This is a genomic window from Streptomyces sp. NPDC007945 (assembly GCF_042958885.1).
In the GTDB taxonomy this organism is placed as follows: Bacteria; Actinomycetota; Actinomycetes; order Streptomycetales; family Streptomycetaceae; genus Streptomyces.
The window spans coordinates 496,364-517,174 of sequence record NZ_JBIBJV010000002.1; the positions used below are offsets into that span (position 1 = coordinate 496,364).

A 20,811-nucleotide genomic window follows, 5' to 3' on the forward strand; every position below is an offset into this window, starting at 1 on the left:
GCGCGGCGGGGGGCCCGCACACGCGTCCGGTCACTCCTGGACGGCCGGCGTCTGCGGCGTCTGCGCCTCGGGCGCGACCGCGTCCTGGTCGGGCACCACGTGTCCGGCGCGGATCAGGTCGATCCGGCCCATGACCTTGGCGCGCAGGTCGGTGGGGACCTCGTCGCTGCCGCAGCAGCGCTTGACGAGCTTCTTCACCGCCTGCTCCAGGCCGTACTTCTCCAGGCACGGGGAGCACTCCTCGAAGTGCACCTCGAACTTGGTGCACTCGCCGTCGGGCATCTCCCGGTCGAGGAACTCGTAGAGGTGGTCGAGGACTTCCGAGCAGTCCGTCTCGTGCGGGTCTCCGCAGCTCATGAGTCCGCGCCTTTCAGATCCTTGGACGACTCTCCGGCGCCGGCGGGGACGAGGCCGCGCTCGCGGGCGTAGTCCTCGAGCATGCCGCGGAGCTGGCGGCGGCCCCGGTGCAGGCGGGACATCACCGTACCGATGGGGGTCCCCATGATGTCGGCGATCTCCTTGTAGGCAAAGCCCTCGACGTCGGCGAGGTAGACCGCGATACGGAACTCCTCGGGGATCGCCTGGAGCGCGGCCTTCACGTCCGAGTCGGGGAGGTGGTCGAGGGCCTGCGACTCGGCGGAGCGCAGTCCGGTCGACATGTGCGACTCGGCGCGGGCGAGCTGCCAGTCCTCGATCTCCTCGGCGGCGCTGCGCTGGGGCTCGCGCTGCTTCTTGCGGTACGAGTTGATGAAGGTGTTGGTGAGGATGCGGTACAGCCACGCCTTGAGGTTGGTGCCCTCGCGGAACTGGTGGAAGGAGCCGTACGCCTTCGCGTAGGTCTCCTGCACCAGGTCCTCGGCGTCCGCGGGGTTGCGCGTCATCCGCAGCGCGGCGGAGTACATCTGGTCGAGGTAGCCGAGGGCGTCCCGCTCGAAGCGCGCGTTGCGCTCCTCGGTCGTCTCCTCGGGGCCGTCGTCGGTCCCTGTGTCGGTCCCAGTGACCGGACCCACCTCCTCCAGCGCGGTGACGGGGCCGGTGCCGGACCCGCTCGTTTCGGAGGATAGACGAGGAACGGCTCCGCCCGCCGCCCGAACGGGGGCGGCCTTGGGGGCGGGCAGCACGGTCCAGTCGAGCTCCGCGGACCTGGCCCGCTCCGGGCAGATGGTCGTACCCATGCGACGGACTCCCTCTCTCGCTTCTCACACCGACGCTCTCCACAACAGCGCCCCGGACCCCGGCATTCCCGGGCCCGCGGTGGGGTTCAGCGCGGTGCGGCGAGCCAGTCGGCGACGGCTCCGACGATCCGTCGGACGGCCTCGTCCTGGTCGAGCGGGGCGCGCCGGGGGACGGCGAAGCCGTGGTCGCCGTACGGGATCTCGACGAGTTCGTAGGTGCCTCCGGACGGGAACTCGGCGGGCTTGCCGAAGGGGTCGTTGCCGCCCTGGACGACGAGGGTGGGGAGGTCCGCCGCGGCCGAGAGGAGTTCCGCGGCCCGGGAGCTCTCCGGCCTGCCCGGCGGGTGGAGCGGGAAGCTCAGGGCGAGGACGGCGGCGGCGCCGAGCTCGGCGCCGGTGCGGCAGGCGACCCGGGCGCCGGCGCTGCGGCCGCCGGCGACCACCGGCAGGCCGGGCTTGGCGAGGGCCGGCCAGAGGCCGCGCCAGCCGGTGTCGAGGGTCTTCGGCGCGGGCGCGACCTTCTTGCCCGCGACCCGCCAGGGCTGCTCGACCAGGGCGACGGTGACGCCTCGGGCGGGCAGGGCGGCGGCGAGCGCGGCGAGGTCGCGGGCCTCGATTCCGCCGCCGGCGCCGTGGCCGAGGGCGAGGACCCGGTGGGCCTCGCGGGCGGGGTGCCAGGTGATACGGGCCTCACCGGCGTCGGTGGGCACGGTCTCGATCTTCGTCACGTCCCCATCCTGCCCCCGGCGGCGGCGCGGAGGGCCGTTCGGAGCGGCGCGCCTCGAAAAGGGCCTTCGGAACGGGCCCCCGGAACGCGGCCCGGCAGCGAACCCGCCCCCGGGAACGCGCGCCGGCGACCCCGGGCGGCCCAGGAGGACGTTCAGAACAGCGTGCCGAGCTCCGGTCCCGCGAGCTCGGCGAGCAGCTCGGGCCCGTTGTTGCGGACGTTGCTGACGGCGGTGGCGACCGGGAAGGCCCGCATCAGGCCCTCCGGCGGCGGGGCGAGCAGGGCGCGCAGCTCGTCGAGGCCGGTGGTGGCCGGGTCCAGCCAGGCGTCCCAGCGGTCCTCGGTGAGCATCAGCGGCATCCGGGGGTGGATCTCGGCGAGCGAGCCGGGGCCCTCGGCGGGCGCCACGCCGAGCGGCGCGGTCTCCGCCTCGGTGGTGATCACCGAGCAGGTGGCCCACCAGGCGTGCGGGTGCTCGGGCGGCAGCGCCGGGTCGCGCCAGAACTCGTACAGGCCCGCCAGGGCCATGACGGAGCCGTCGGCGGGGGTCACGAAGTACGGCTGCTTGCGGGGCCGCTTCTTCTTCCCCTCGACCTCCAGGTCGCGCTCGGCGGCGCCGGTCACCCACTCGTAATAGCCGTCGGCGGGCAGGATGCAGCGGCGGGACCGGAACGCGCTCTTGAAGGAGGGCTTCTCGTGGAGGGTCTCGGCCCTGGCGTTGATCATCCGGGCCGCGCCCTCCGGCGACGACGACCAGGACGGCACCAGTCCCCACTTCAACGCGCGCAGCTGGCGAACCGGACGCCGGCTCGCGGCGTCCTTCAGAGGGCGTTCGAGAACGACGTGGACCTCCTTGGTCGGGGCCACGTTCCAGTCCTGTTCCAGGGTCTCCGCCGGCTCCCACTTCTCGATCCCGAAGGTCTCCACGAGGTCCTCGGGCCGCCGGCCGGCCGCAAAACGTCCGCACATGCGTGCCACACTGCCACGATCCCCCAGCCCGAGAGGAGCGGACCGAAGGATGGACCTCTTCAGCCCGCAGGCCACCCCGCCCGAGTGGCTGGTGATCGCCACCGGCGTCGCCGCGCTCGCCGTCACCGTGCCCCGCCGGATCTGGCTGCTCGCGCGGAACGCGATCACCATCGCCCACGAGGGCGGCCACGCCCTGGTCGCGCTCGCCTGCCGCCGCCGGCTCCAGGCGATACGGCTCCACTCGGACACCAGCGGCCTCACCGTCACCCGGGGCCGCCCGACCGGCCTCGGCGTCGTCCTCACCCTGGCCGCCGGCTACACAGCGGCCCCGCTGCTCGGCCTCGGCGGGGCGGCACTGCTCGGCGCGGGCCGGGTCGCGGTGCTGCTGTGGGCGGCGACCGCCCTGCTCCTCGCGGTCCTGGTCATGGTCCGCAACGCGTACGGGATCCTCAGCGTCGTCCTCACCGGCGGGCTCTTCGTCCTGGTGTCCTGGCTGGCCGCGCCGGACGTCCAGGCGGCGTTCGCGTACGCGGTGGTCTGGTTCCTGCTCCTGGGCGGGGTGCGGCCGCCCTTCGAGCTCCAGTCCGCGCGCCGGCGCGGCGGGGCCCCCGACTCGGACGCCGACCAGCTCTCCCGGCTCACCCATGTGCCCGCCGGGGTGTGGCTGGCCTTCTTCCACGTCGTGTCGCTCAGCTGCCTGATCGGCGGCGCCACCTGGCTTCTCGGTCTCTGACACCCCCGTACAGTGAGGGCATGACCGCAGCTTCCTCCGCGTACCCCGATCCGTCGCGCTCCGCAGCCCAGGACCTGTGGCCCGCCCCGTACGCGGGCGGCCCCGTCGACGCGACCGTGACCGTGCCCGGCTCGAAGTCGGTCACCAACCGCGCCCTGGTGCTCGCCGCGCTCGCCGCCGAGCCCGGCTGGGTGCGCCGCCCGCTGCGCTCCCGCGACACCCTCCTGATGGCCGAGGGGCTGCGGACCCTGGGCGTGAAGATCGACGAGGGCGTGGGCCCGGACGGCAGCGGCGAGGCCTGGCGGATCATCCCCGCCCCGCTGCGCGGCCCCGCGACGGTCGACGTCGGCAACGCCGGCACGGTCATGCGCTTCCTGCCGCCGCTCGCCGCGCTCGCCGACGGCGCCGTCCGCTTCGACGGCGACCCCCGCTCCCACGAGCGCCCGCTGCACGGCGTGATCGACGCGCTGCGCGCGCTCGGCGCCCGGATCGACGACGAGGGCCGCGGCGCCCTCCCGATGACCGTGCACGGCACCGGCGGCCTGGAGGGCGGCGTCGTGGAGATCGACGCCTCCTCGTCCTCCCAGTTCGTCAGCGCGCTGCTGCTCTCCGCCGCCCGCTTCAACCAGGGTGTCGAGGTCCGGCACGTCGGCGGCCGGCTGCCGTCGATGCCGCACATCCGGATGACCGTCGACATGCTCCGCGCGGTGGGCGCGAAGGTCGACGAGCCGGAGCACGGCGGCGCGCCGGACGTGTGGCGGGTGGCCCCGTCGGCGCTGCGCGGCCGTGACCTGGTCGTCGAACCGGACCTGTCGAACGCGCAGCCCTTCTTGGCGGCGGCGCTCATCACCGGCGGCCGGGTCACCGTCCCCGACTGGCCCGCCCGCACCACCCAGCCGGGCGACGAGCTGCGCCGGATCTTCACCGAGATGGGCGGCGCCTGCGAGCTGACGGACGCCGGCCTCACCTTCACCGGCACGGGCCGCGTCCACGGCATCGACGTGGACCTCGGCGAGGTCGGCGAGCTGACCCCCGGGATCGCGGCCGTCGCCGCCCTCGCGGACTCCCCCTCGACCCTGCGCGGGGTGGCGCACCTGCGGCTCCACGAGACCGACCGCCTCGCGGCGCTCACCCGGGAGATCAACGGCCTCGGCGGCGACGTCACGGAGACCGAGGACGGCCTCCACATCCGCCCGCGCCCGTTGCGCGGCGGCGTCTTCCACACGTACCACGACCACCGGATGGCGACCGCGGGCGCGATCATCGGCCTGGCCGTGAAGGGCGTGGAGATCGAGGACGTGGCGACAACGGCCAAGACCTTGCCGGACTTCGCGGGGATGTGGACCGAAATGCTCGGAGCCTGAACGATGCGGCGCTACGGGAAGAACACCGACGAGGACGACATCCGCCAGCGGCCCAACCGCAAGGGCACCCGGCCCCGGACCTCCATCCGCCCCAAGCATGAGGACGCCGTCGAGGGCATGGTCCTCACCGTGGACCGCGGCCGGCTGACCTGTCTGGTCGAGGACCGGACCGTGCTCGCGATGAAGGCCCGCGAGCTGGGCCGCAAGGCGGCGGTCGTCGGCGACCGGGTCTCCCTGGTGGGCGACCTCTCCGGTGAGAAGGACACCCTGGCCCGGATCGTGCGGATCGCGGAGCGGGACTCGGTGCTGCGCCGCACGGCCGACGACGACGACCCGTACGAGCGGGTGGTCGTCGCCAACGCCGACCAGTTGGCGATCGTCACCGCGCTCGCCGACCCCGAGCCGCGCCCCCGGCTGATCGACCGCTGCCTGGTGGCCGCGTTCGACGGCGGCCTGGAGCCGTTCCTGGTGATGACGAAGTCGGACCTGGCTCCCCCCGAGAAGCTCCTGGAGCTCTACGGCGACCTGGACATCCCGTACGTGGTGGTGAACCGCGAGGAGCTGTACGACGGCGGCGCGGCGGACCGGGTGCGGGAGTACCTGGACGGGCGGGTCACCGCCTTCGTCGGCCACTCCGGCGTCGGCAAGACGACGCTGGTGAACGCGCTGGTGCCCGTGGAGAAGCGGCGGATCACCGGCCATGTGAACGCGGTGACGGGCCGCGGCCGGCACACCACGACCTCGGCCCTCGCGCTGCCCCTGGACGCCGCCGAGGGCTGGGTCATCGACACCCCGGGCGTGCGCTCCTTCGGCCTGCACCACGTCGACCCGGCCCGGGTCATCCACGCCTTCCCCGACCTGGAGCCCGGTACGGCGGACTGCCCGCGCGCGTGCAGCCACGACGAGCCGGAATGCGCCCTGGACGCCTGGGTGGCGGAGGGGCACGCGGATCCGGCGCGGCTCTTCTCGCTGCGCCGGCTGCTCGCCACCCGGGAGCGCCACGAGGGCGACTGACGCTTCCGGCCGGTGTTTACGCCCGCCCCCAGGCCGGTATGGACATAACCGCACAAGTGCGATGAATCCGACCGGGTGGGAGGCGGGAGCGATGGCGTGGCTGCTCGTGGTGGTCGCCGGGATCCTGGAGACGGGGTTCGCGGTCTGCCTGAAGCTCTCCCACGGTTTCACCCGGCTCTGGCCGACGATCGCCTTCGCCTGTTTCGCCCTCGGCAGCTTCGGGCTGCTGACCCTCGCCCTGCGGAAGCTCGACGTGGGACCGGCGTACGCGGTGTGGACCGGGATCGGGGCGGCCGGCACCGCCATCTACGGCATGGTCTTCCTCGGTGACGTGGTCTCCACGCTCAAGATCGTCTCGATCACGCTGGTCATCGCGGGGGTCATCGGCCTCCAGCTGTCCGGCTCCGCGCACTGACCCTCCGGCGGCAGCTCCGGGGCCACCACATGGCTGACGGCGAGCCGCAGGGCCAGCTCGCAGCGGGCCGCCCACCGCTCCCCCGCGCACAGCGCCGTCGTGGCGAGCAGCTCGCCGGGCGCCGGCGGCCCGGTGTCCGCCCTGCGCTGCGCCGGTACGGGGGCGGGGCGGGCGCCCGGCCGGGCGGGCCGCGGCCGGGGCAGGCCCTCGGTCCAGGCGCCGGTGAGCAGCGCGCGGAGTATCGGCCGGTCGCCGGCCCTGGCGACGGTCCACTCGGCGAGGGCGGCGAGGGTCCGCGCGGACGGCCCGGGGGCGTCCGCGCCCTGGCCGGGCGTTCCGGGAGCGTCCGGGCCCTGGCCGGGCGGCGCGGAAGCGGTCAGGATCCGGCGGACGCCGTCGAGGTACGAGTCGGCCTCCCGCCGGACAAGGGCACGGGCCAGCCCCTCCTTGCTGCCGAACTCGTTGTAGAGGGTCTGCCGGGAGACCCGTGCGGCGACGGCGAGGTCGGCCATTCGGACGGCGGACCAGGGCTGCCGCGACAGGGCGGCGAGAGCGGCGTCGAGGAGGGCCTCGCGGGCGGTCGGCATGGGCGCGCCTCCGGACCGGGACGGTGGCACCCCAGCGTCGACAAGCCGTACGGGCGCTGTCAAGGGACCGGGGGCGCCGGACCGGGCTCCGGGCAGGGGCGCATCGGTTCGACGGGTGGCGCGAGAGGGTCGACGGGCGGGTGCGGGACGGGCCGGCGGGGCGTGCGGGACGGGTCGGGGGCGTGCGGGACGGGTCGGGGGCGTGCGGGACGGGTCGGCGGGGCGTGCCGGGCGGGTTGCCCGGGCGTGCCAGGCGGGTCGGCGGGGCGGGCGATACCGGTCGGCCGGACGTGCGAGACGGGTCGGCGGGCGGGCGCCAGACGGGTCGGCCGGGGGCGCGAGACGGGTCGGCGGGGGGCGTCCGGGCGGCGCTAGAGTGCCGGACATGGCCGATTACCACGATGACCTGCGTCTTGCCCATGCCCTCGCGGATGCCGCCGACGCGGCCACCATGGCCCGCTTCCGGGCCCTCGACCTCAAGGTCGAGACCAAGCCCGACATGACCCCGGTGAGCGAGGCGGACCGCGCCGCCGAGGAGCTGATCCGGGCCGGGCTCCAGGACGAGCGGCCCGGGGACGCGATCCTCGGCGAGGAGTACGGCGTCGAGGGCACCGGCCCGCGCCGCTGGGTGATCGACCCGATCGACGGCACCAAGAACTACGTGCGCGGGGTGCCGGTCTGGGCGACCCTGATCGCGCTGATGGAGGAGGGCAAGACCGGCTTCCAGCCGGTGGTCGGCGTGGTGTCGGCGCCCGCGCTCGGCCGCCGCTGGTGGGCGGCGAAGGGCCTCGGCGCCTTCACCGGCACCGGCCCGGACGCGGGGACCCGGATCGGGGTGTCACAGGTGGCCTCGCTCGCCGACGCCTCGTTCGCGTACTCCTCGCTGAGCGGCTGGGAGGAGCGCGGGAAGCTGGACGCCTTCCTGGACCTCACGCGCGCGTGCTGGCGGACCCGGGCGTACGGCGACTTCTGGCCGTACATGATGGTGGCCGAGGGCACAGTGGACCTGTGCGCGGAGCCGGAGCTGTCGCTCTGGGACATGGCGGCGGTGGCGATCGTGGTGCAGGAGGCCGGCGGCTCGTACACCGGACTCGACGGGCAGCCCGGCCCGCACAGCGGGAACGCGGCGGCCTCCAACGGCCTGCTGCACGGGGAACTGCTCGGCCGGCTGGGGTCCGCGGGGACGCCGGGCGCCTGAACGCGCCCCCGTCCGCCCCGGCGGATGCGTGCACGCCCCCTTGTCGGACCCACTTCCCGGTGCAACTCTGGAGCCCCCACTTGTGCATTTGTGAACCGCCGTGCGGCGGTTCGCCGAGGAGGTGGCTCCATCCATGCTCGTCCGTGACGCCATGAGCACGGTCGTCCTCACCATCGGACCCGCCCATACCCTCCGGCAGGCCGCCCGGCTGATGTCGGCCCGCCGGGTCGGCGCGGCCGTCGTCCTGGACGGCGACGCCGGGCTCGGCATCCTCACCGAGCGCGACATCCTCAACTCGATAGGCCGGGGCGAGGACCCCGACCGGGAGCCGGCCGGCTCCCACACCACCCGCGACGTGGTCTTCGCCGCCCCCGGCTGGACCCTCCAGGAGGCGGCCGAGGCGATGACCCGAGGCGGCTTCCGCCACCTCGTGGTCCTCGACGACCTGGGTCCGGTCGGCATGGTCTCGGTCCGCGACATCATCCGCTGCTGGCTCCCGGCCCACAGCGTTGCCGAGTGATTTATCCCCCGCTGTTACCCTGGCCCTCATGAGCGACCTTTTGGAACGACTGCGCGGACGCGGCTGGCGGATGACCGCGCAGCGCCGTGTCGTCGCCGAGGTCCTCGACGGCGACCACGTGCATCTCACCGCCGACGAGGTGCACGCCCGCGCCGTCGAGCGCCTGCCCGAGATCTCCCGTGCCACCGTCTACAACACGCTGGGCGAGATGGTGACGCTCGGCGAGGTCATCGAGGTGGCCACCGACGGCCGCGCCAAGCGGTACGACCCCAACGCCCACCGGCCGCACCAGCACCTGGTCTGCGCGGGCTGCGGAGCGATCCGGGACGTCCACCCGGCGGGCGACCCGCTGCGGGACCTGCCGGACGCCGAGCGCTTCGGCTTCACCATCTCGGACGTCGAGGTCACCTACCGCGGCCTCTGCCCGAACTGCGCGGCGGCCTAGCAGCACACCGAAGAGGGGCGCCCCATGGGGGCGTCCCTTTTTCGCGCCCGCTTCCGCTCACGTGCCCACGACGCGCGGAAACGCCGAAGGCCCGGACCATGTGGTCCGGGCCTTCGTGCTACTGAGTAGCGGGGACAGGATTTGAACCTGCGACCTCTGGGTTATGAGCCCAGCGAGCTACCGAGCTGCTCCACCCCGCGTCGGTAAACACCACCCTACGGGAGTGCGGTGACAGGAGCAAATCGCTTCTACGCCGTGAGCTCCTGGTGCAGCGCCTCGCTGAGCCGGGCCGCCCGCTCGGCGACCTCGGCCGGGCCCAGCTCCACGGCGCGGGCGCACCACTTGCGGCCCTCGGAGAGCTCGCCCCGGCGGGCGGCGAGCAGCGCGAGGCGGAGGGCGGCGCGGCCGTGCCCGGCCCGGGCGGCCCGGGTCCACCAGAGGGCGGCCTCGCGCTCGCTGCCCTCGCGGGCGAGGAGCAGGCCGAGGTTGAAGGCGCCGTTGCGGCTGCCGGCCTCGGCGGCCTCCCGGTACCAGCGGGCGGCCCCGGCGAGGTCGCCCCGGTCGGCGGCGAGCATCCCGACCCGGACCTGGGCGCGCCGGTGGCCCTGCTGGGCGGCCCGCTCGTACCACTCCTCGCACTCGGTCTTCTGGTCCACGGGCGCGCCGAGGACCACCGGGCCGGGCTCGGGGCGGCGGGCGTCGAGGAGGGTGGCGAGCCGGAAGGCGGCCTCGGCGCTCCCGCCGCCCGCCGCGCAGCGCAGGTGGCGCTCGGCGGTCTGCTCGTCGCCGTCGCGCAGGGCGGCGATGCCGACCTGGAGGGCGGCCTCGGTGTGTCCGGCGGCGGCGGCCCGCTCGTACCAGGCGAGCGCGGAGCGGTCCTCGTCTCGGCCGGCGTGGATGATGCCGAGGTTGAAGGCGGCGTCCACGGAGCCGGCCTCGGCGGCCTTGGAGAACCAGGGCTCGGCGCCGCCCGGGTCCCCGGCCTGGAGGAGCAGGACGGCGAGCGCGTTGGCGGCCTCGCGGTGGCCCGCGTAGGCGGCGCGGCGGTACCACTGCTCGGCCTGCGGGAGGCGGTCCTGGGCGGCGCAGAGCAGGCCGAGGTTGTAGGCGCCGTTGACGTCCCCGGCGTCCATGGCGGCCCGGTACCAGCGCTCGGCGGTCTGCTGCTCGCCGCGGGCGGCGTGCAGGGCGCCGAGCGCGTTGGCGGCGTTCCCGTCGCCATCCTGGGCGGCGCGCAGCCACCAGACGGCGGCGCTCTCCTCGTCGCCGGCGTCGCGCAGCAGGAAGCCGAGGGCGCAGGCGGCCTTGGCCTCGCCCTCCTTGGCCGAGCTGAGGTACCAGCGGCCGGCCTCCTTCAGCTCGCCGCGCTGTTCCAGGATGGCTCCGAGGTGCAGCGCGGCCCGCCGGTGTCCCCGGGCGGCCGCCTGCCGGAACCACTGCTCGGCCTCGGCGAGGGGCCCGGCGCCGCCGGTCTCCCCGGTCGTGGGCGGGGCGGGGGCGGACGGCCGGTCTTCGCCGGGGCGCGCCGGATCGGCCGCGCGGAGGCGGCCGGCGGTGTCGTAGGCGTGACCGGCGCGGCCCGCGGCGGGGGCGGGGCCGTAGGCGTGCGGGCCGCGGAGGGTCTCGGTGGCGCGCCGCTCCAGGGCGAGGGCGAGGCGGTACGCGGCTTCGCGGTGGCCCTGCTCGGCGGCGGCGCGCAGCCAGCGCTCGGCGCCGACGTCGCTGCGGTGCTCCAGGAGTTCGGCGAGGGCGTAAGCGCCCAGGGCGTGGCCCTGTTCGGCGGCCTGGCGGAGCCAGTACTCGGCGGCGGGCTCGTCGCCGCGCTCGCGGTGGTGGCGGCCGAGGGCATGGGCGGCCGGCGCGGAGCCGGCGACGGCGGCGACCCGCCACCAGCCGGCGGCCTCGTCGGGGTAGCCGCGCTGGTGCAGGAGGACGCCGAGGTTGTTGGCGGCGGCGCGGTCGCCCTCGGCGGTGGCGGCGCGCAGGAAGGGCTCGGCGCCGTCGAGGTCGCCGCGGCGGAGGAGGAGGGCGCCGAGGGCGCTCATGGCGTCGGTGTCACCGCGCTCGGCGGCCCTGCGGTGCCGGCCCTCGGTCTCGGCCTCGGTCTCGGCCTCGGTGTCCGGTCCGGCGTCCGGGAGGGCTCCGGCTCGGGGGGTGGTGCTGTCGACGACGACCGCATCGACGGCCGGTACGGCCTCGATGATCTCGTCCGCGGCGTTTCTGGCGTGCCGCTGCACAAACCGCCCTGTCTCCAACAGAGTTGCCCTGTCCCCCATAAATACCATCGTCGCACCACCCGCAACCCGCGCACAGCCGGTATACCGCAGCCCGTGAGGTCACCTCAGCGTTTTGTCGACATGCCCACAGAGAGACAAGTCAAACACGTCAGGCCCCAACTCGCCCCTTCCGTACCGCCCTTCGATGGCCTCCGTCATGCCGACACGCGACGAGGGCCCGGATCCTTATGGATCCGAGCCCTCGTGTCAGTAGCGGGGACAGGATTTGAACCTGCGACCTCTGGGTTATGAGCCCAGCGAGCTACCGAGCTGCTCCACCCCGCGTCGATGAAGTAACACTATCACGACGCGGGGTGAATCACGCAGGTCAGCTGCCCTCGGCCGGCTTCTCGGCGCCACCGGCACCGGACGGCTGGAGCTTGGCGCCGGCCTCGGCGGCCTTCTCCAGGGCGTCCTGGAGGGCCTCCTGCGCCTTGCCGTAGGCCGCCCAGTCCTGCTTCGCGAGCGCCGCCTCGCCCTCGTCGTACGCCTTCTGGGCGTCGGCGATGGCCTGCTTCAGCGCCGCGTCCGCCGAGGCCGGCGGCTGCGGGGTGGTCGGCGGCTGCTCGGTGCCCGGCGGGGTGGGGGGCGGGGTGGTGCCCTCCACGCCGAAGACCGCGTTGAGCGCCTCCGTGAGGGTGTTCTCGAACACCGTGGTGTCCTTGGTGGTGTCACCGCCCGGCTGGTCGGCGTCCACGTACGACACCGCGACCTTCTTCAGGAGCGGGTAGAGCGCGTTCCGTCCCTGTGCGTAGACCGGCTCCACGTACAGGAACCCGCCGTCGAGCGGCACGGTGAGCAGGTTGCCGTACTGGATGTCCGAGTCGGCGCCCCGCATGTCGCGGACGAAGGTGGCGACGTCGGGGAGGCTGTTGAGCTTGCTCTGGACCTGCGCCGGGCCCGGCACGTCCTCGGTGACCCGCAGGAGCCTCAGACGGCCGTACTCCTTGCTGGTGGCGTCGGCGTCGACCGCCATGAAGCCGCCCAGGTTGGGCCGCCCGTTCGGGGTGAACGTCGTGGTCAGCGAGAAGCGCTGCTCCGTGTCCCCGGGCATCTTCATGCTCAGGTAGTACGGCGGCACCGCCACGTTGTCCTTGTTGGTCGGGTCGTTCGGCACCTGCCAGGCGTCCGAGCCGCTGTAGAACTGGGCCGGGTCGGTGACGTGGTACCGGGTCAGCAGCTCGCGCTGGACCTTGAACATGTCCTGCGGGTAGCGCAGGTGCTCCAGGAGGTCGCCCTTCACCTCGGCCTTGGGCTTCACCGTGCCGGGGAAGGCCTTCATCCAGGTCTTCAGGACCGGGTCCTCGGTGTCCCACTGGTAGAGGGTGACCGTGCCGTCGTAGGCGTCGACGGTCGCCTTCACCGAGTTGCGGATGTAGTTGACCTGGTTCTGCTGGGCGACGACCGCGCGCTGCTGGTTGCCGACGGTCAGCGAGTCGGCGGTGGTGTCGCCGAGCGTGGTCCGCGAGGCGTACGGGTAGCCGTTGCTGGTGGTGTACGCGTCGACGATCCACTGGATCTTGCCCTCGACGACCGCCGGGTAGGCGTCGCCGTCGATGGTCAGCCAGGGGGCGACGGCCTCCACGCGCTGCTTGGGCGTGCGGTTGTACAGGATCCGCGAACCGTCGCCGATGGCCCCGGAGTAGAGGATCTGCGGCTCGCTGAAGGCCACCGCGTAGGCCGCGCGGTTGAAGGCGCTCTCCAGGCTGACGCCGCTGTTGCCCTCGTAGCTGGTGGTCTTCTCGCCGTTCTCCTCGTAGTCCAGCTCCTTCTGGGGGCCGCCCACGATCGAGTACTGGTCCGTCTTCTCGCCGTAGTAGATCTTCTGCTGGTACTTGCCGAGCTCACCGCTGGTCGGCAGGCCCGACTCGGTGAAGACCGGGGAGCCGTTGGCGTCGGTCTGCGTGCCGCGGGCCATGATGGCGCCGTAGCCGTGCGTGTAGGTGAAGTGGTCGTTGATCCAGTTCCGCTTCGGGATGCCGCGGATGTTCAGCTCGCGCAGACCGATGACGACGTCCTGGCCCTTGTAGCGGTCCACATCGAGCGTCGTCGGGAACTGGTAGTACTTCCGCTTCTGCTCCAGCTGCTGGAACGTCGGCGAGACGATGTTCGGGTCGAGGATGCGGTACGCGGCCGCCGTGTCGGCGTCCGTGCGGAGCTTGTCCTTGGCCTTCACCGTCGACTTGCCGGAGTAGTTCTCCAGCTTGGTGCCGTCGATCGCGTACGCCTTGCGGGTCGCGTCGATGTTGTTCTGGATGTACGGGGCTTCCTTGGCCTGCTCGTTCGGCTGGACCTGGAACTTCTGCACGATGGCCGGGTACAGCCCGCCGATGAGGACGGCGGAGAGCACCATCAGGCCGAAGCCGATGACCGGCAGCTGCCAGGTGCGGCGCCACAGGGTGGCGAAGAAGAGCACGGCGCAGATGACGGCGATGCAGAAGAGGATCGTCTTCGCCGGCAGGTAGGCGTTGGCGTCGACGTACCTGAGGCCCGTCCAGTTGCCGGTGGCCTTGAAGTCGCTGGACTTCACCGCCAGGCCGTACCGGTCGAGCCAGTACGCCACGGCCTTCAGCGCGACGAACACGCCGAGCAGCACCGAAAGGTGGCCCGTGGCGGCGGCGGTCGCGCGGGCGCCGGGGCTGGTGACCCGCAGCCCGCCGTACAGGTAGTGGGTGATCGCCGCGGCGATCAGCGACAGCACCACGGCGGCGAAGCCGAAGGCCAGCAGGAAGCGGAACCAGGGCAGGTCGAAGGCGTAGAAGGAGACGTCCTTGCCGAACTGGACGTCCTTCTCGCCGAAGTCGACGCCGTTGACCCACATGAGCCAGGTGCGCCACTGGCCGGAGGCGGAGGCGCCGGCGATCAGCCCCACCAGGGCGGTGATCGCGAGCAGCACCCACTTCTTGAAGGGGGCGACGCCCATCCGGTACCGGTCGAGGCTCTGCTGTTCGAGCGACATCGCGCTCAGCGGCGGGCGGAGCCGGTACGCCAGCCAGATGTTCAGGCCGACGGCGAGGCCCATCAGCAGCCCGAAGACCGCGAACAGGCCGATCTTGGTCCACAGGGTGGTGGTGAAGACGGACGAGTAGTGGACCGAGCGGTACCAGAGCCAGTCCGTCCAGAACCCGGCGAACATCACGAACGCCATGGCCAGGACGGCCAGGACGCCCAGTGTCATCAGCAGGGTGCGGGCCCGCCGGGACGGCCGGCCGACTCTGATCCTTGGCCCGGACGGGCTGCCGCCACGGTCCGGCATCTGGAAAGCCAACGTGCGCCCCTCGGTGTTGATGCGTCGGAAAGCGGGCCCCGCGATCGTAGAGCCCACTGGTGCAACTTACTGACGCTTTACCTAGTTCCCGTCTCCGGGGGAAGAGGAGGCAGGATATTGGTCATGTCCAACCTTTCCCCCTCGGGCCCGCCGATGGCCTCCAGTCCCCTCACCCGTGCGGTGCTCGAGATCGACGAGTACGCCTCGGGCCTCGGCTGGGACCGGCCCGCCCGCCTCTTCGCCCTCGTCGACACCGCCCGGCTGCGCGCCCAGGCGCCCTCGCTGAAGCTCGGCGAGGACACGACCGCCTACACCCCCATCGAGCAGGAGGAGATCCCCAAGGGCAAGCCGCTCGACGAGTTCCTCGGCACCATCGCGTGGCCGGAGACCGTGGCCGGCTGCGCCCTCACGGTGGAGCGGCTGATGCTGCCGCCGTCGGCGGAGGCCCAGGTCCCCAAGGACCTGAGCGGCGCCAAGCTGAACAAGTGGGTGGCCGCGCACCCGGACCGCCAGGAGGTCCGGATGACGGTGGCCGTGCTGCGGACCGGCGCCCGGGAGGCGGCGATCCGGCTGCGCGAGAAGGACTCGCCCACCGAGGTGCTGACCGGCCCGGACCTGGTGCCGGGGCTCGCCGACGCGCTCGCGGCGACCTTCGAGGGCTGAGTGGTACGGGTACGGGGCCCCGCTGGGGCCCCGTACCGGTTTCAGCCCTTCGAGCAGCTCGGGAGGCCCGCCGTGTCGCCCTTGCGGAGCTTCTCCAGCGACTTCGTGGCGTCGTCGATGGTGTCGACCTTGACGAGGGTGAGCCCCTCGGGCGTGTCGTCGGCCGCGGCCGCGCAGTTGTCGGCCGGGGTGAGGAAGTACTCGGCGCCCGCGTTCCGCGCGCCGACCAGCTTCATCTGGATGCCGCCGATCGGGCCGACCTTGCCGTCGTCGTCGATGGTGCCGGTGCCCGCGACGAACTTCCCTCCGGTGAGGCTCTCCGGGGTCAGCTTGTCGACGATGCCGAGCGCGAACATCAGACCCGCGCTGGGGCCGCCGACGTCGGCGAGCTTGATGTCGATGGTGAACGGGAAGACGTGGTCGGTGCCGGCCTGGATGCCGACGATCGCCCGGTCGCCCTCCTCGGACTTCGCGGTGGTGAGGACGACCTTCCGGGTGACGGTGGCCTCCTTGCGCGCCTTCTCGGCGGCGGCCGCCTCCTTGGCCGGGACGATGGTGAACTCGACCTTCTGGCCCGGTCGGCGCTTGGTCACCTGCGCGGCGACGTCGGCCGGCTTCGTCACCTTCACTCCGTCGACGGCCTTGATCACGTCCCCGGCGTGCAGGGTGCCCTCCGCCGGGGAGTCCTTGACCACGGAGGCGACGACGACCCGGGTGGTGAAGGGGATGCCCAGCTCGTCGAGGGCGGCGACCTTGGCGCTCTCCTGCGACTGGGAGAACTCCTCCGCGTTCTCCTGGCTCGACTCCTCCTCCGTCTTCCCGTCCGGGTAGAGGGTGTCGTGGGGCACCACCACGTTGTCGTGCGCCAGCCAGCCGTAGACCGCCTCGACGGCGTTCATCTTGTAGTCCGCGCTGGTGACCCTGACCGTGGTCATGTTGAGGTGGCCGTCGGTCGGGTAGGTCTTGCGACCGGAGATCCGGAGGACCGGCTCGCCGCGCGCCTCGCCGAGGGTGTTGACCGTGGGGCCGGGGCTCATCTCCGAGTACGGCACCGGGATCAGGACGCCGGCGATGAGCAGGCAGATCAAAACCAGGGTGGAGGCGAGCATCGTCGCGGTGCGGCGTGGCATGGAACGACAGTACGGGACTCGCCTGTGCGCGCACCCCTGGGGCGGTCCGTCCGGGACGCCACCGGCCCTCGCCCGGAGGACGGCGGTCAGGACTCCGCGGGGGTCGGCTCGGCCGCGTGCCGGAACGGAGCGGAATCGGGTGCCGTGGGGTGGGAACGCTCCATGGCGTCCCTGAAACGGGCGTAGCCGGCGAGCTCGGCCACGTCACCTATCGTCTTGTTCCTCTGGACCCAGCTTCCCCATATCGCCGCGCCGACGACTGCGAAAAGCGGAATCAGCAACCAGGCCAGCACTGCCATCCCGACCTCCCATCCCCAGTGTGTTGATCAGCAGATTATTCATCTGTGCCACCAACGCTCGGGCCTGGGGGGCGGTTACGCAAATCGGGCGTTCGGCTACGCCGTGTCGGCGCGCCTGCTTGCACGGCTCCGTCGAGACTGGGGGCGATGGCTCAGCAGGCGCCCACCCTCCCCCAGACTTCGTCCGGGGGGACCCCCAATCTCGGGGCGAAGGCTCAGCAGGCGCCCACCCACTCCTCGGTGCCGTCGGAGAAGGTCTGGTGCTTCCAGATCGGGACCTCGTGCTTGAGGTCGTCGATCAGCTTGCGGCAGGCCTCGAAGGCCTCGCCGCGGTGGGGGCAGGAGACGGCGACGACGACCGCCAGGTCGCCGACCCTCAGATCGCCCACGCGGTGGACCGCGGCCAGGGCGCGCACCGGGTAGTTCGCGACGACCTTCTCGGCGACCCGGCGCAGCTCCGCCTCGGCGCTCGGGTGGCAGGAGTAGCCCAGCGCGTCGACGTCGGCGCCGCCGTCGTGGTTGCGCACGGTGCCGACGAAGAGGGTCGTGCCGCCCGCCGCGTCGTCGCCGACGGCCCGGAAGACCTCGTCGACCGAGAGCGGGGTGTCGCGGATCGCGAGCAGCTTGATCGGGTCGTCCGCGGCCTGCTCACCGGGGTGGTCGTGCGTGGTCGTCATGCCGTCCATGGTGCCGCACCCCTCCGACATCCCGGAATAGCGTTTTCGACCGGTGGACCGGGACCCTCCGTAGGAGGGTCCTACAGGCCGCGCCGCTTCCTCATCTGCCGCACCAGGGCCGCGGTGCCCAGGAGGGCCACCGTGGCGCCCGCCGCGCCCGCCGCCGTGGCGTCCTTGCGGCCGAGGCGGCGGCCCGCGACCGTGTGCCGGCCCTGGACCTCCTCCAGGAGCGCCGCGAGGACCTCCTCGTTGGTCCAGCGGGGGCGCCAGCCCGCGTCGTGGAGGCGACCGACGCTCACCACCCAGGGGTGCATGGTGTAGGCGAGGTCGCCGGCCGGGGACGGGGTGAGACCGATCCGGTGCAGTCGGGCCGCGGCGCCCAGGGCGACCGCCGAGGGCAGCTCCATGCGGCGGATGCCGGACAGCTCCTCGACCTCCTCCTGCTCCAGCCAGCCTTCGCAGCCGACCGCGAACTCGCCGTCGACCTTCTCCAGGGCCGCGTACTCCAGGGCGCTGACCAAGTCCTCCACGTGGCAGAACTGCCAGGTGGGGCGGGACCCGGCGACGACGAGCAGCCGGGGCGACTCGAAGTAGCGGGTCAGCGCCGTGTCCGTACCGCCGACGAGGACGGCCGGGCGGACCACGGTCACGTTGAGGCCGGGGTGGGCCCGGGAGCCGCGGCGGCCGAGCCGTTCGATCTCCAGGAGGTCGCCGACGCCCGTGGCCTCCGCGGTGGCCCGCAGCTCGGCGTCCTCGGAGAGCGGGATGTCGTTGTCGGGGAGGGCGCCGTAGACCATGGTCGAGGTGCACAGGACGACCCGGTGGACGCCGGCCGCCGCGGCGGCGGTGAGGACCGTCTGGGTGCCGCGCACGTTGTACGCCGACCGGGCCGCGGGGTCGGTCTCCAGGTCGAGGTCGACGGCGAGGTGCACGACGACGTCGGCGCCGCGGAGCTTCTCCGCGATGGCCGGATCGCGCACGTCGAGGACGTGCCAGGTCGCCTCGGCCACCTCACCGCGCCGCTCGTCGACGGCGATGACCCGCCTGACCTCCTCCGAATCGGCGAGACGCCTGGTCAGGAGGGCTCCGACGCCGGTGGCGGCGCCGGTGACCGCGACGACGGGACCGCGCGCGGCGGACCGGGTTGAGTGGTTTCGCGCTCCGCGAACCTGCGGATCTGGGGAACTCACCGACCGACTCCAGTGGTTGTCTTCAGTACGTACGGGGATGACGCGTACGTACCAGGTGGCGTCCATCCTGCCGCAGGGCACGGCCCGGCGGAGACATGAGCCCATATCCGACCCGGATGTCTACGCTGGTGTTGTGCAGCGGGCAGTCGCCGCCGGCAGAGAGCCGGTGGCCCGAGGAGCCGAGGAAACCTGTGAGTGACACCCCATTCGGATTCGGCCTTCCGCCGGAGGAGCCGGAGGACGGCGACGAAGGCAAGAAGAAGGACCCCGCCGGAGGTGGCCAGGGGTCCGGCGGCCAGGGCGGCAATCCGTTCGGGGCGAACCCGTTCGGATTCGGCTTCCCCGGCATGGGCGGCGGCCAGGGCGGCGCGGACAACCCGTTCGCGGCGATGTTCGGGTCGATGAACCCGACGGACCTGGGCGCGGCCTTCCAGCAGCTCGGCCAGATGCTGAGCTACGAGGGCGGTCCCGTGAACTGGGACATGGCCAAGCAGATCGCCCGCCAGGCGGTCGCCCAGGGCACCGCCGACGGCGTCAAGGACGCCAGCGTGGGCCCGGCCGAGAAGTCCGCGGTCGAGGAGGCGGTCCGCCTCGCCGACCTGTGGCTGGACCAGGTCACCTCGCTGCCCTCCGGGGCGAACACGGCGGTGGCGTGGAGCCGCGCCGAGTGGGTCGAGGCGACCCTCCCGGCGTGGAAGGCGCTGGTGGACCCGGTCGCCGAGCGGGTCGGCACCGCCATGGGCGATGTGCTGCCGCAGGAGATGCAGGCCATGGCGGGTCCGCTGATCGGCATGATGCGGTCGATGGGCGGCGCCATGTTCGGCCAGCAGATCGGGCAGGCCATCGGCGCGCTCGCGGGTGAGGTCGTCGGCTCGACCGACGTCGGCCTGCCGCTCGGCCCGGCCGGCCGGGCGGCGCTGCTCCCGCTGAACGTGGCGGCGTTCGGCAAGGACCTGAGCGTCCCCTCCGACGAGGTGCGGCTCTACCTGGCCCTGCGCGAGGCCGCCCACCAGCGGCTCTTCGCTCACGTGCCGTGGCTGCGGGCGCACCTCTTCGGCGCGGTCGAGTCGTACGCGCGCGGGATCAAGGTCGACACGTCGAAGCTGGAGGAGGCCGTCTCCCAGCTCGACCCGACCCACCCGGAGCAGCTCCAGGAGGCGCTCCAGTCCGGCATGTTCCAGCCGCAGGACACGCCCGAGCAGAAGGCGGCCCTGGCCCGGCTGGAGACGGCGCTCGCGCTGGTCGAGGGCTGGGTGGACGCGGTGGTCCACGAGGCGGCCAAGTCCCGGCTGACCTCGGCGGACGCGCTGCGCGAGACGCTGCGGCGGCGTCGGGCCACCGGTGGTCCGGCCGAGCAGACCTTCGCCACCCTGATCGGTCTGGAGCTGCGGCCTCGCCGGCTGCGGGACGCCTCCCGGCTGTGGGCCTCGCTCACCGACGCGCGCGGGGTCGACGGCCGCGACGGGCTGTGGGAGCACCCCGACATGCTGCCGACGGCGACCGACCTCGACGACCCGGACGGCTTCGTCCACCGCGAGCACCTGGACTTCTCCGAGCTGGACAAGCTGCTCGGCGACGCGGCCAAGGGCGACACGCCCGAGGACGGGGACGACGCCAAGTGACGCTGCACGACGACGCGGTCCTCGTCCTGAAGGGGTACGAGGACCAGCCGGAGCTCCGCGAGCTCTACCTGGAGCACCTGGCCGCGCATCCGGACGGCATGTACAAGCCCTGCTCGGCGGGGCACCTCACCGGCAGCGCGCTGGTGGTCGACCCCGCGCGCGGGCGGGTGCTGCTGACCCTGCACAAGAAGCTCGGCCTCTGGCTCCAGATGGGCGGCCACTGCGAGGAGGGCGATCCGAGGCTGGAGGCGGTGGCGCTGCGCGAGGCCGCCGAGGAGTCGGGGATCCCGGGGCTCACGCTGCTGCCCGGCGGCCCGGTGCGACTGGACCGGCATCCGATCCCCGCGCCCTGCAACTGGCACCTGGACGTGCAGTACGCGGCGCTGGCCCCGGCCGAGGCGGTGGCCCGGATCAGCGAGGAGTCGCTGGACCTGAAGTGGTTCGCGTACGACGAGGTGGCCGGCGTGGCGGACACCTCGGTGGTGCGGCTGACGGAGGCGACGCTGGCCCGCCTGTGAGCGGGGCGGCGGCACGGCGAA

Annotated in this window: 21 protein-coding genes and 2 tRNA genes; 10 read left to right on the forward strand and 13 right to left on the reverse strand. The window is 73.1% G+C overall.

Annotation, left to right across the window (positions count from 1 at the left end; genetic code table 11):
• Positions 1-30 precede the first annotated feature (30 nt).
• From rsrA to ACFZCF_RS07545, 4 genes are all read right to left on the reverse strand, one after another.
• Positions 31-357 carry a mycothiol system anti-sigma-R factor gene (gene rsrA / locus ACFZCF_RS07530; protein WP_382801659.1) on the reverse strand — a complete coding sequence of 109 codons (327 nt, stop codon included), beginning with the start codon at positions 355-357 and terminating at the stop codon, positions 31-33.
• The gene (locus ACFZCF_RS07535) at positions 354-1,010 is read right to left on the reverse strand and encodes a sigma-70 family RNA polymerase sigma factor (RefSeq protein ID WP_189946678.1); all 657 of its coding nucleotides are present in this window, start codon (positions 1,008-1,010) and stop codon (positions 354-356) included. The genes rsrA and ACFZCF_RS07535 overlap by 4 nt, the downstream gene beginning before the upstream one ends.
• Positions 1,011-1,261: 251 nt before the next feature.
• Positions 1,262-1,903, reverse strand: a complete 642-nt coding sequence (locus tag ACFZCF_RS07540) for an alpha/beta family hydrolase (protein ID WP_388436545.1) — start codon at positions 1,901-1,903, stop codon at positions 1,262-1,264.
• A 152-nt stretch (positions 1,904-2,055) separates the two neighbouring features.
• Entirely contained in the window at positions 2,056-2,871 is an 816-nt protein-coding gene (locus ACFZCF_RS07545; protein ID WP_388436547.1) for an SOS response-associated peptidase, read from the reverse strand.
• A gap of 49 nt (positions 2,872-2,920) precedes the next feature.
• Here ACFZCF_RS07545 and ACFZCF_RS07550 point away from each other — a divergent pair, with 49 nt between their 5' ends.
• From ACFZCF_RS07550 to ACFZCF_RS07565, 4 genes are all read left to right on the forward strand, one after another.
• Positions 2,921-3,604, forward strand: coding sequence for a M50 family metallopeptidase (locus tag ACFZCF_RS07550; protein WP_388436550.1), 684 nt, complete (start codon positions 2,921-2,923; stop codon positions 3,602-3,604).
• A gap of 20 nt (positions 3,605-3,624) precedes the next feature.
• The gene (aroA, locus tag ACFZCF_RS07555; protein WP_388436552.1) at positions 3,625-4,968 is read left to right on the forward strand and encodes a 3-phosphoshikimate 1-carboxyvinyltransferase; all 1,344 of its coding nucleotides are present in this window, start codon (positions 3,625-3,627) and stop codon (positions 4,966-4,968) included.
• 3 nt (positions 4,969-4,971) lie between these two features.
• On the forward strand, positions 4,972-5,982 hold the full coding sequence (gene rsgA / locus ACFZCF_RS07560) for a ribosome small subunit-dependent GTPase A (RefSeq protein ID WP_388436555.1): 1,011 nt from the start codon (positions 4,972-4,974) through the stop codon (positions 5,980-5,982).
• 91 nt (positions 5,983-6,073) lie between these two features.
• The gene (locus tag ACFZCF_RS07565) at positions 6,074-6,397 is read left to right on the forward strand and encodes a multidrug efflux SMR transporter (RefSeq protein WP_169087028.1); all 324 of its coding nucleotides are present in this window, start codon (positions 6,074-6,076) and stop codon (positions 6,395-6,397) included.
• Here ACFZCF_RS07565 and ACFZCF_RS07570 read toward each other — a convergent pair.
• Positions 6,289-6,984, reverse strand: a complete 696-nt coding sequence (locus ACFZCF_RS07570; RefSeq protein ID WP_391285284.1) for a TetR family transcriptional regulator — start codon at positions 6,982-6,984, stop codon at positions 6,289-6,291. The two genes, ACFZCF_RS07565 and ACFZCF_RS07570, sit on opposite strands and share 109 nt — an antisense overlap.
• A 385-nt stretch (positions 6,985-7,369) precedes the next feature.
• On the opposite strand from ACFZCF_RS07570, the gene hisN reads away from it, so the two are divergent.
• The 3 genes from hisN (at position 7,370) to ACFZCF_RS07585 (ending at position 9,147) form a co-directional block, all read left to right on the forward strand.
• Positions 7,370-8,182 (forward strand): histidinol-phosphatase, encoded by an 813-nt coding sequence (hisN, locus tag ACFZCF_RS07575; protein WP_391285286.1) that lies wholly within the window; start codon positions 7,370-7,372, stop codon positions 8,180-8,182.
• Between the two features lie 133 nt (positions 8,183-8,315).
• Entirely contained in the window at positions 8,316-8,702 is a 387-nt protein-coding gene (locus ACFZCF_RS07580) for a cyclic nucleotide-binding/CBS domain-containing protein (protein ID WP_388436565.1), read from the forward strand.
• Between the two features lie 28 nt (positions 8,703-8,730).
• Positions 8,731-9,147 (forward strand): Fur family transcriptional regulator, encoded by a 417-nt coding sequence (locus ACFZCF_RS07585; RefSeq protein ID WP_030492734.1) that lies wholly within the window; start codon positions 8,731-8,733, stop codon positions 9,145-9,147.
• Positions 9,148-9,273: 126 nt separating this feature from the next.
• Here the strand turns inward: ACFZCF_RS07585 and ACFZCF_RS07590 are convergent.
• The 4 genes from ACFZCF_RS07590 to ACFZCF_RS07605 form a co-directional block, all read right to left on the reverse strand.
• Positions 9,274-9,347 (reverse strand) — tRNA-Met (locus tag ACFZCF_RS07590).
• Between the two features lie 48 nt (positions 9,348-9,395).
• A complete protein-coding gene (locus ACFZCF_RS07595) occupies positions 9,396-11,432 on the reverse strand; it encodes a sel1 repeat family protein (RefSeq protein WP_391285289.1) in 2,037 nt (678 codons plus the stop codon).
• Positions 11,433-11,634: 202 nt separating this feature from the next.
• Positions 11,635-11,708 (reverse strand) — tRNA-Met (locus ACFZCF_RS07600).
• Between the two features lie 43 nt (positions 11,709-11,751).
• On the reverse strand, positions 11,752-14,679 hold the full coding sequence (locus tag ACFZCF_RS07605; protein WP_388436571.1) for a UPF0182 family protein: 2,928 nt from the start codon (positions 14,677-14,679) through the stop codon (positions 11,752-11,754).
• A 135-nt stretch (positions 14,680-14,814) separates the two neighbouring features.
• Here ACFZCF_RS07605 and ACFZCF_RS07610 point away from each other — a divergent pair, with 135 nt between their 5' ends.
• Positions 14,815-15,354 (forward strand): PPA1309 family protein, encoded by a 540-nt coding sequence (locus ACFZCF_RS07610; protein WP_388436573.1) that lies wholly within the window; start codon positions 14,815-14,817, stop codon positions 15,352-15,354.
• Between the two features lie 41 nt (positions 15,355-15,395).
• Here ACFZCF_RS07610 and ACFZCF_RS07615 read toward each other — a convergent pair whose 3' ends face one another.
• The 4 genes from ACFZCF_RS07615 to ACFZCF_RS07630 all read right to left on the reverse strand — a co-directional run bounded on the left by ACFZCF_RS07615 (position 15,396) and on the right by ACFZCF_RS07630 (position 18,650).
• Positions 15,396-16,484 carry a PDZ domain-containing protein gene (locus tag ACFZCF_RS07615; RefSeq protein ID WP_388436576.1) on the reverse strand — a complete coding sequence of 363 codons (1,089 nt, stop codon included), beginning with the start codon at positions 16,482-16,484 and terminating at the stop codon, positions 15,396-15,398.
• Between the two features lie 86 nt (positions 16,485-16,570).
• On the reverse strand, positions 16,571-16,783 hold the full coding sequence (locus ACFZCF_RS07620; RefSeq protein ID WP_388436579.1) for a hypothetical protein: 213 nt from the start codon (positions 16,781-16,783) through the stop codon (positions 16,571-16,573).
• Between the two features lie 215 nt (positions 16,784-16,998).
• Complete coding sequence (locus ACFZCF_RS07625; RefSeq protein ID WP_388436582.1) at positions 16,999-17,460, reverse strand: molybdenum cofactor biosynthesis protein MoaE; 462 nt, start codon at positions 17,458-17,460, stop codon at positions 16,999-17,001.
• Between the two features lie 80 nt (positions 17,461-17,540).
• Positions 17,541-18,650, reverse strand: a complete 1,110-nt coding sequence (locus ACFZCF_RS07630; protein WP_189946609.1) for an SDR family oxidoreductase — start codon at positions 18,648-18,650, stop codon at positions 17,541-17,543.
• Positions 18,651-18,841: 191 nt separating this feature from the next.
• Between ACFZCF_RS07630 and ACFZCF_RS07635 the strand changes: the two genes are divergently transcribed.
• Together ACFZCF_RS07635 and ACFZCF_RS07640 are read left to right on the forward strand one after the other, a co-directional pair.
• Positions 18,842-20,272 (forward strand): zinc-dependent metalloprotease, encoded by a 1,431-nt coding sequence (locus tag ACFZCF_RS07635; RefSeq protein ID WP_388436585.1) that lies wholly within the window; start codon positions 18,842-18,844, stop codon positions 20,270-20,272.
• Positions 20,269-20,790 carry an NUDIX domain-containing protein gene (locus ACFZCF_RS07640; protein ID WP_391285294.1) on the forward strand — a complete coding sequence of 174 codons (522 nt, stop codon included), beginning with the start codon at positions 20,269-20,271 and terminating at the stop codon, positions 20,788-20,790. The genes ACFZCF_RS07635 and ACFZCF_RS07640 overlap by 4 nt, the downstream gene beginning before the upstream one ends.
• The last annotated feature ends 21 nt before the right edge of the window (positions 20,791-20,811 follow it).

Coding starts and splice junctions, on each gene's coding strand:
- ACFZCF_RS07545 (WP_388436547.1), bottom strand. CDS start 2,871: ATGTGCGGACGTTTTGCGGCCGGCCGGCGGCCCGAGGACCTCGTGGAG.
- hisN (WP_391285286.1), top strand. CDS start 7,370: ATGGCCGATTACCACGATGACCTGCGTCTTGCCCATGCCCTCGCGGAT.
- ACFZCF_RS07615 (WP_388436576.1), bottom strand. CDS start 16,484: ATGCCACGCCGCACCGCGACGATGCTCGCCTCCACCCTGGTTTTGATC.
- ACFZCF_RS07610 (WP_388436573.1), top strand. CDS start 14,815: ATGTCCAACCTTTCCCCCTCGGGCCCGCCGATGGCCTCCAGTCCCCTC.
- ACFZCF_RS07605 (WP_388436571.1), bottom strand. CDS start 14,679: ATGCCGGACCGTGGCGGCAGCCCGTCCGGGCCAAGGATCAGAGTCGGC.
- ACFZCF_RS07585 (WP_030492734.1), top strand. CDS start 8,731: ATGAGCGACCTTTTGGAACGACTGCGCGGACGCGGCTGGCGGATGACC.
- rsgA (WP_388436555.1), top strand. CDS start 4,972: ATGCGGCGCTACGGGAAGAACACCGACGAGGACGACATCCGCCAGCGG.
- ACFZCF_RS07580 (WP_388436565.1), top strand. CDS start 8,316: ATGCTCGTCCGTGACGCCATGAGCACGGTCGTCCTCACCATCGGACCC.
- ACFZCF_RS07620 (WP_388436579.1), bottom strand. CDS start 16,783: ATGGCAGTGCTGGCCTGGTTGCTGATTCCGCTTTTCGCAGTCGTCGGC.
- ACFZCF_RS07565 (WP_169087028.1), top strand. CDS start 6,074: ATGGCGTGGCTGCTCGTGGTGGTCGCCGGGATCCTGGAGACGGGGTTC.
- aroA (WP_388436552.1), top strand. CDS start 3,625: ATGACCGCAGCTTCCTCCGCGTACCCCGATCCGTCGCGCTCCGCAGCC.
- ACFZCF_RS07570 (WP_391285284.1), bottom strand. CDS start 6,984: ATGCCGACCGCCCGCGAGGCCCTCCTCGACGCCGCTCTCGCCGCCCTG.
- rsrA (WP_382801659.1), bottom strand. CDS start 357: ATGAGCTGCGGAGACCCGCACGAGACGGACTGCTCGGAAGTCCTCGAC.
- ACFZCF_RS07595 (WP_391285289.1), bottom strand. CDS start 11,432: ATGGTATTTATGGGGGACAGGGCAACTCTGTTGGAGACAGGGCGGTTT.
- ACFZCF_RS07550 (WP_388436550.1), top strand. CDS start 2,921: ATGGACCTCTTCAGCCCGCAGGCCACCCCGCCCGAGTGGCTGGTGATC.
- ACFZCF_RS07625 (WP_388436582.1), bottom strand. CDS start 17,460: ATGACGACCACGCACGACCACCCCGGTGAGCAGGCCGCGGACGACCCG.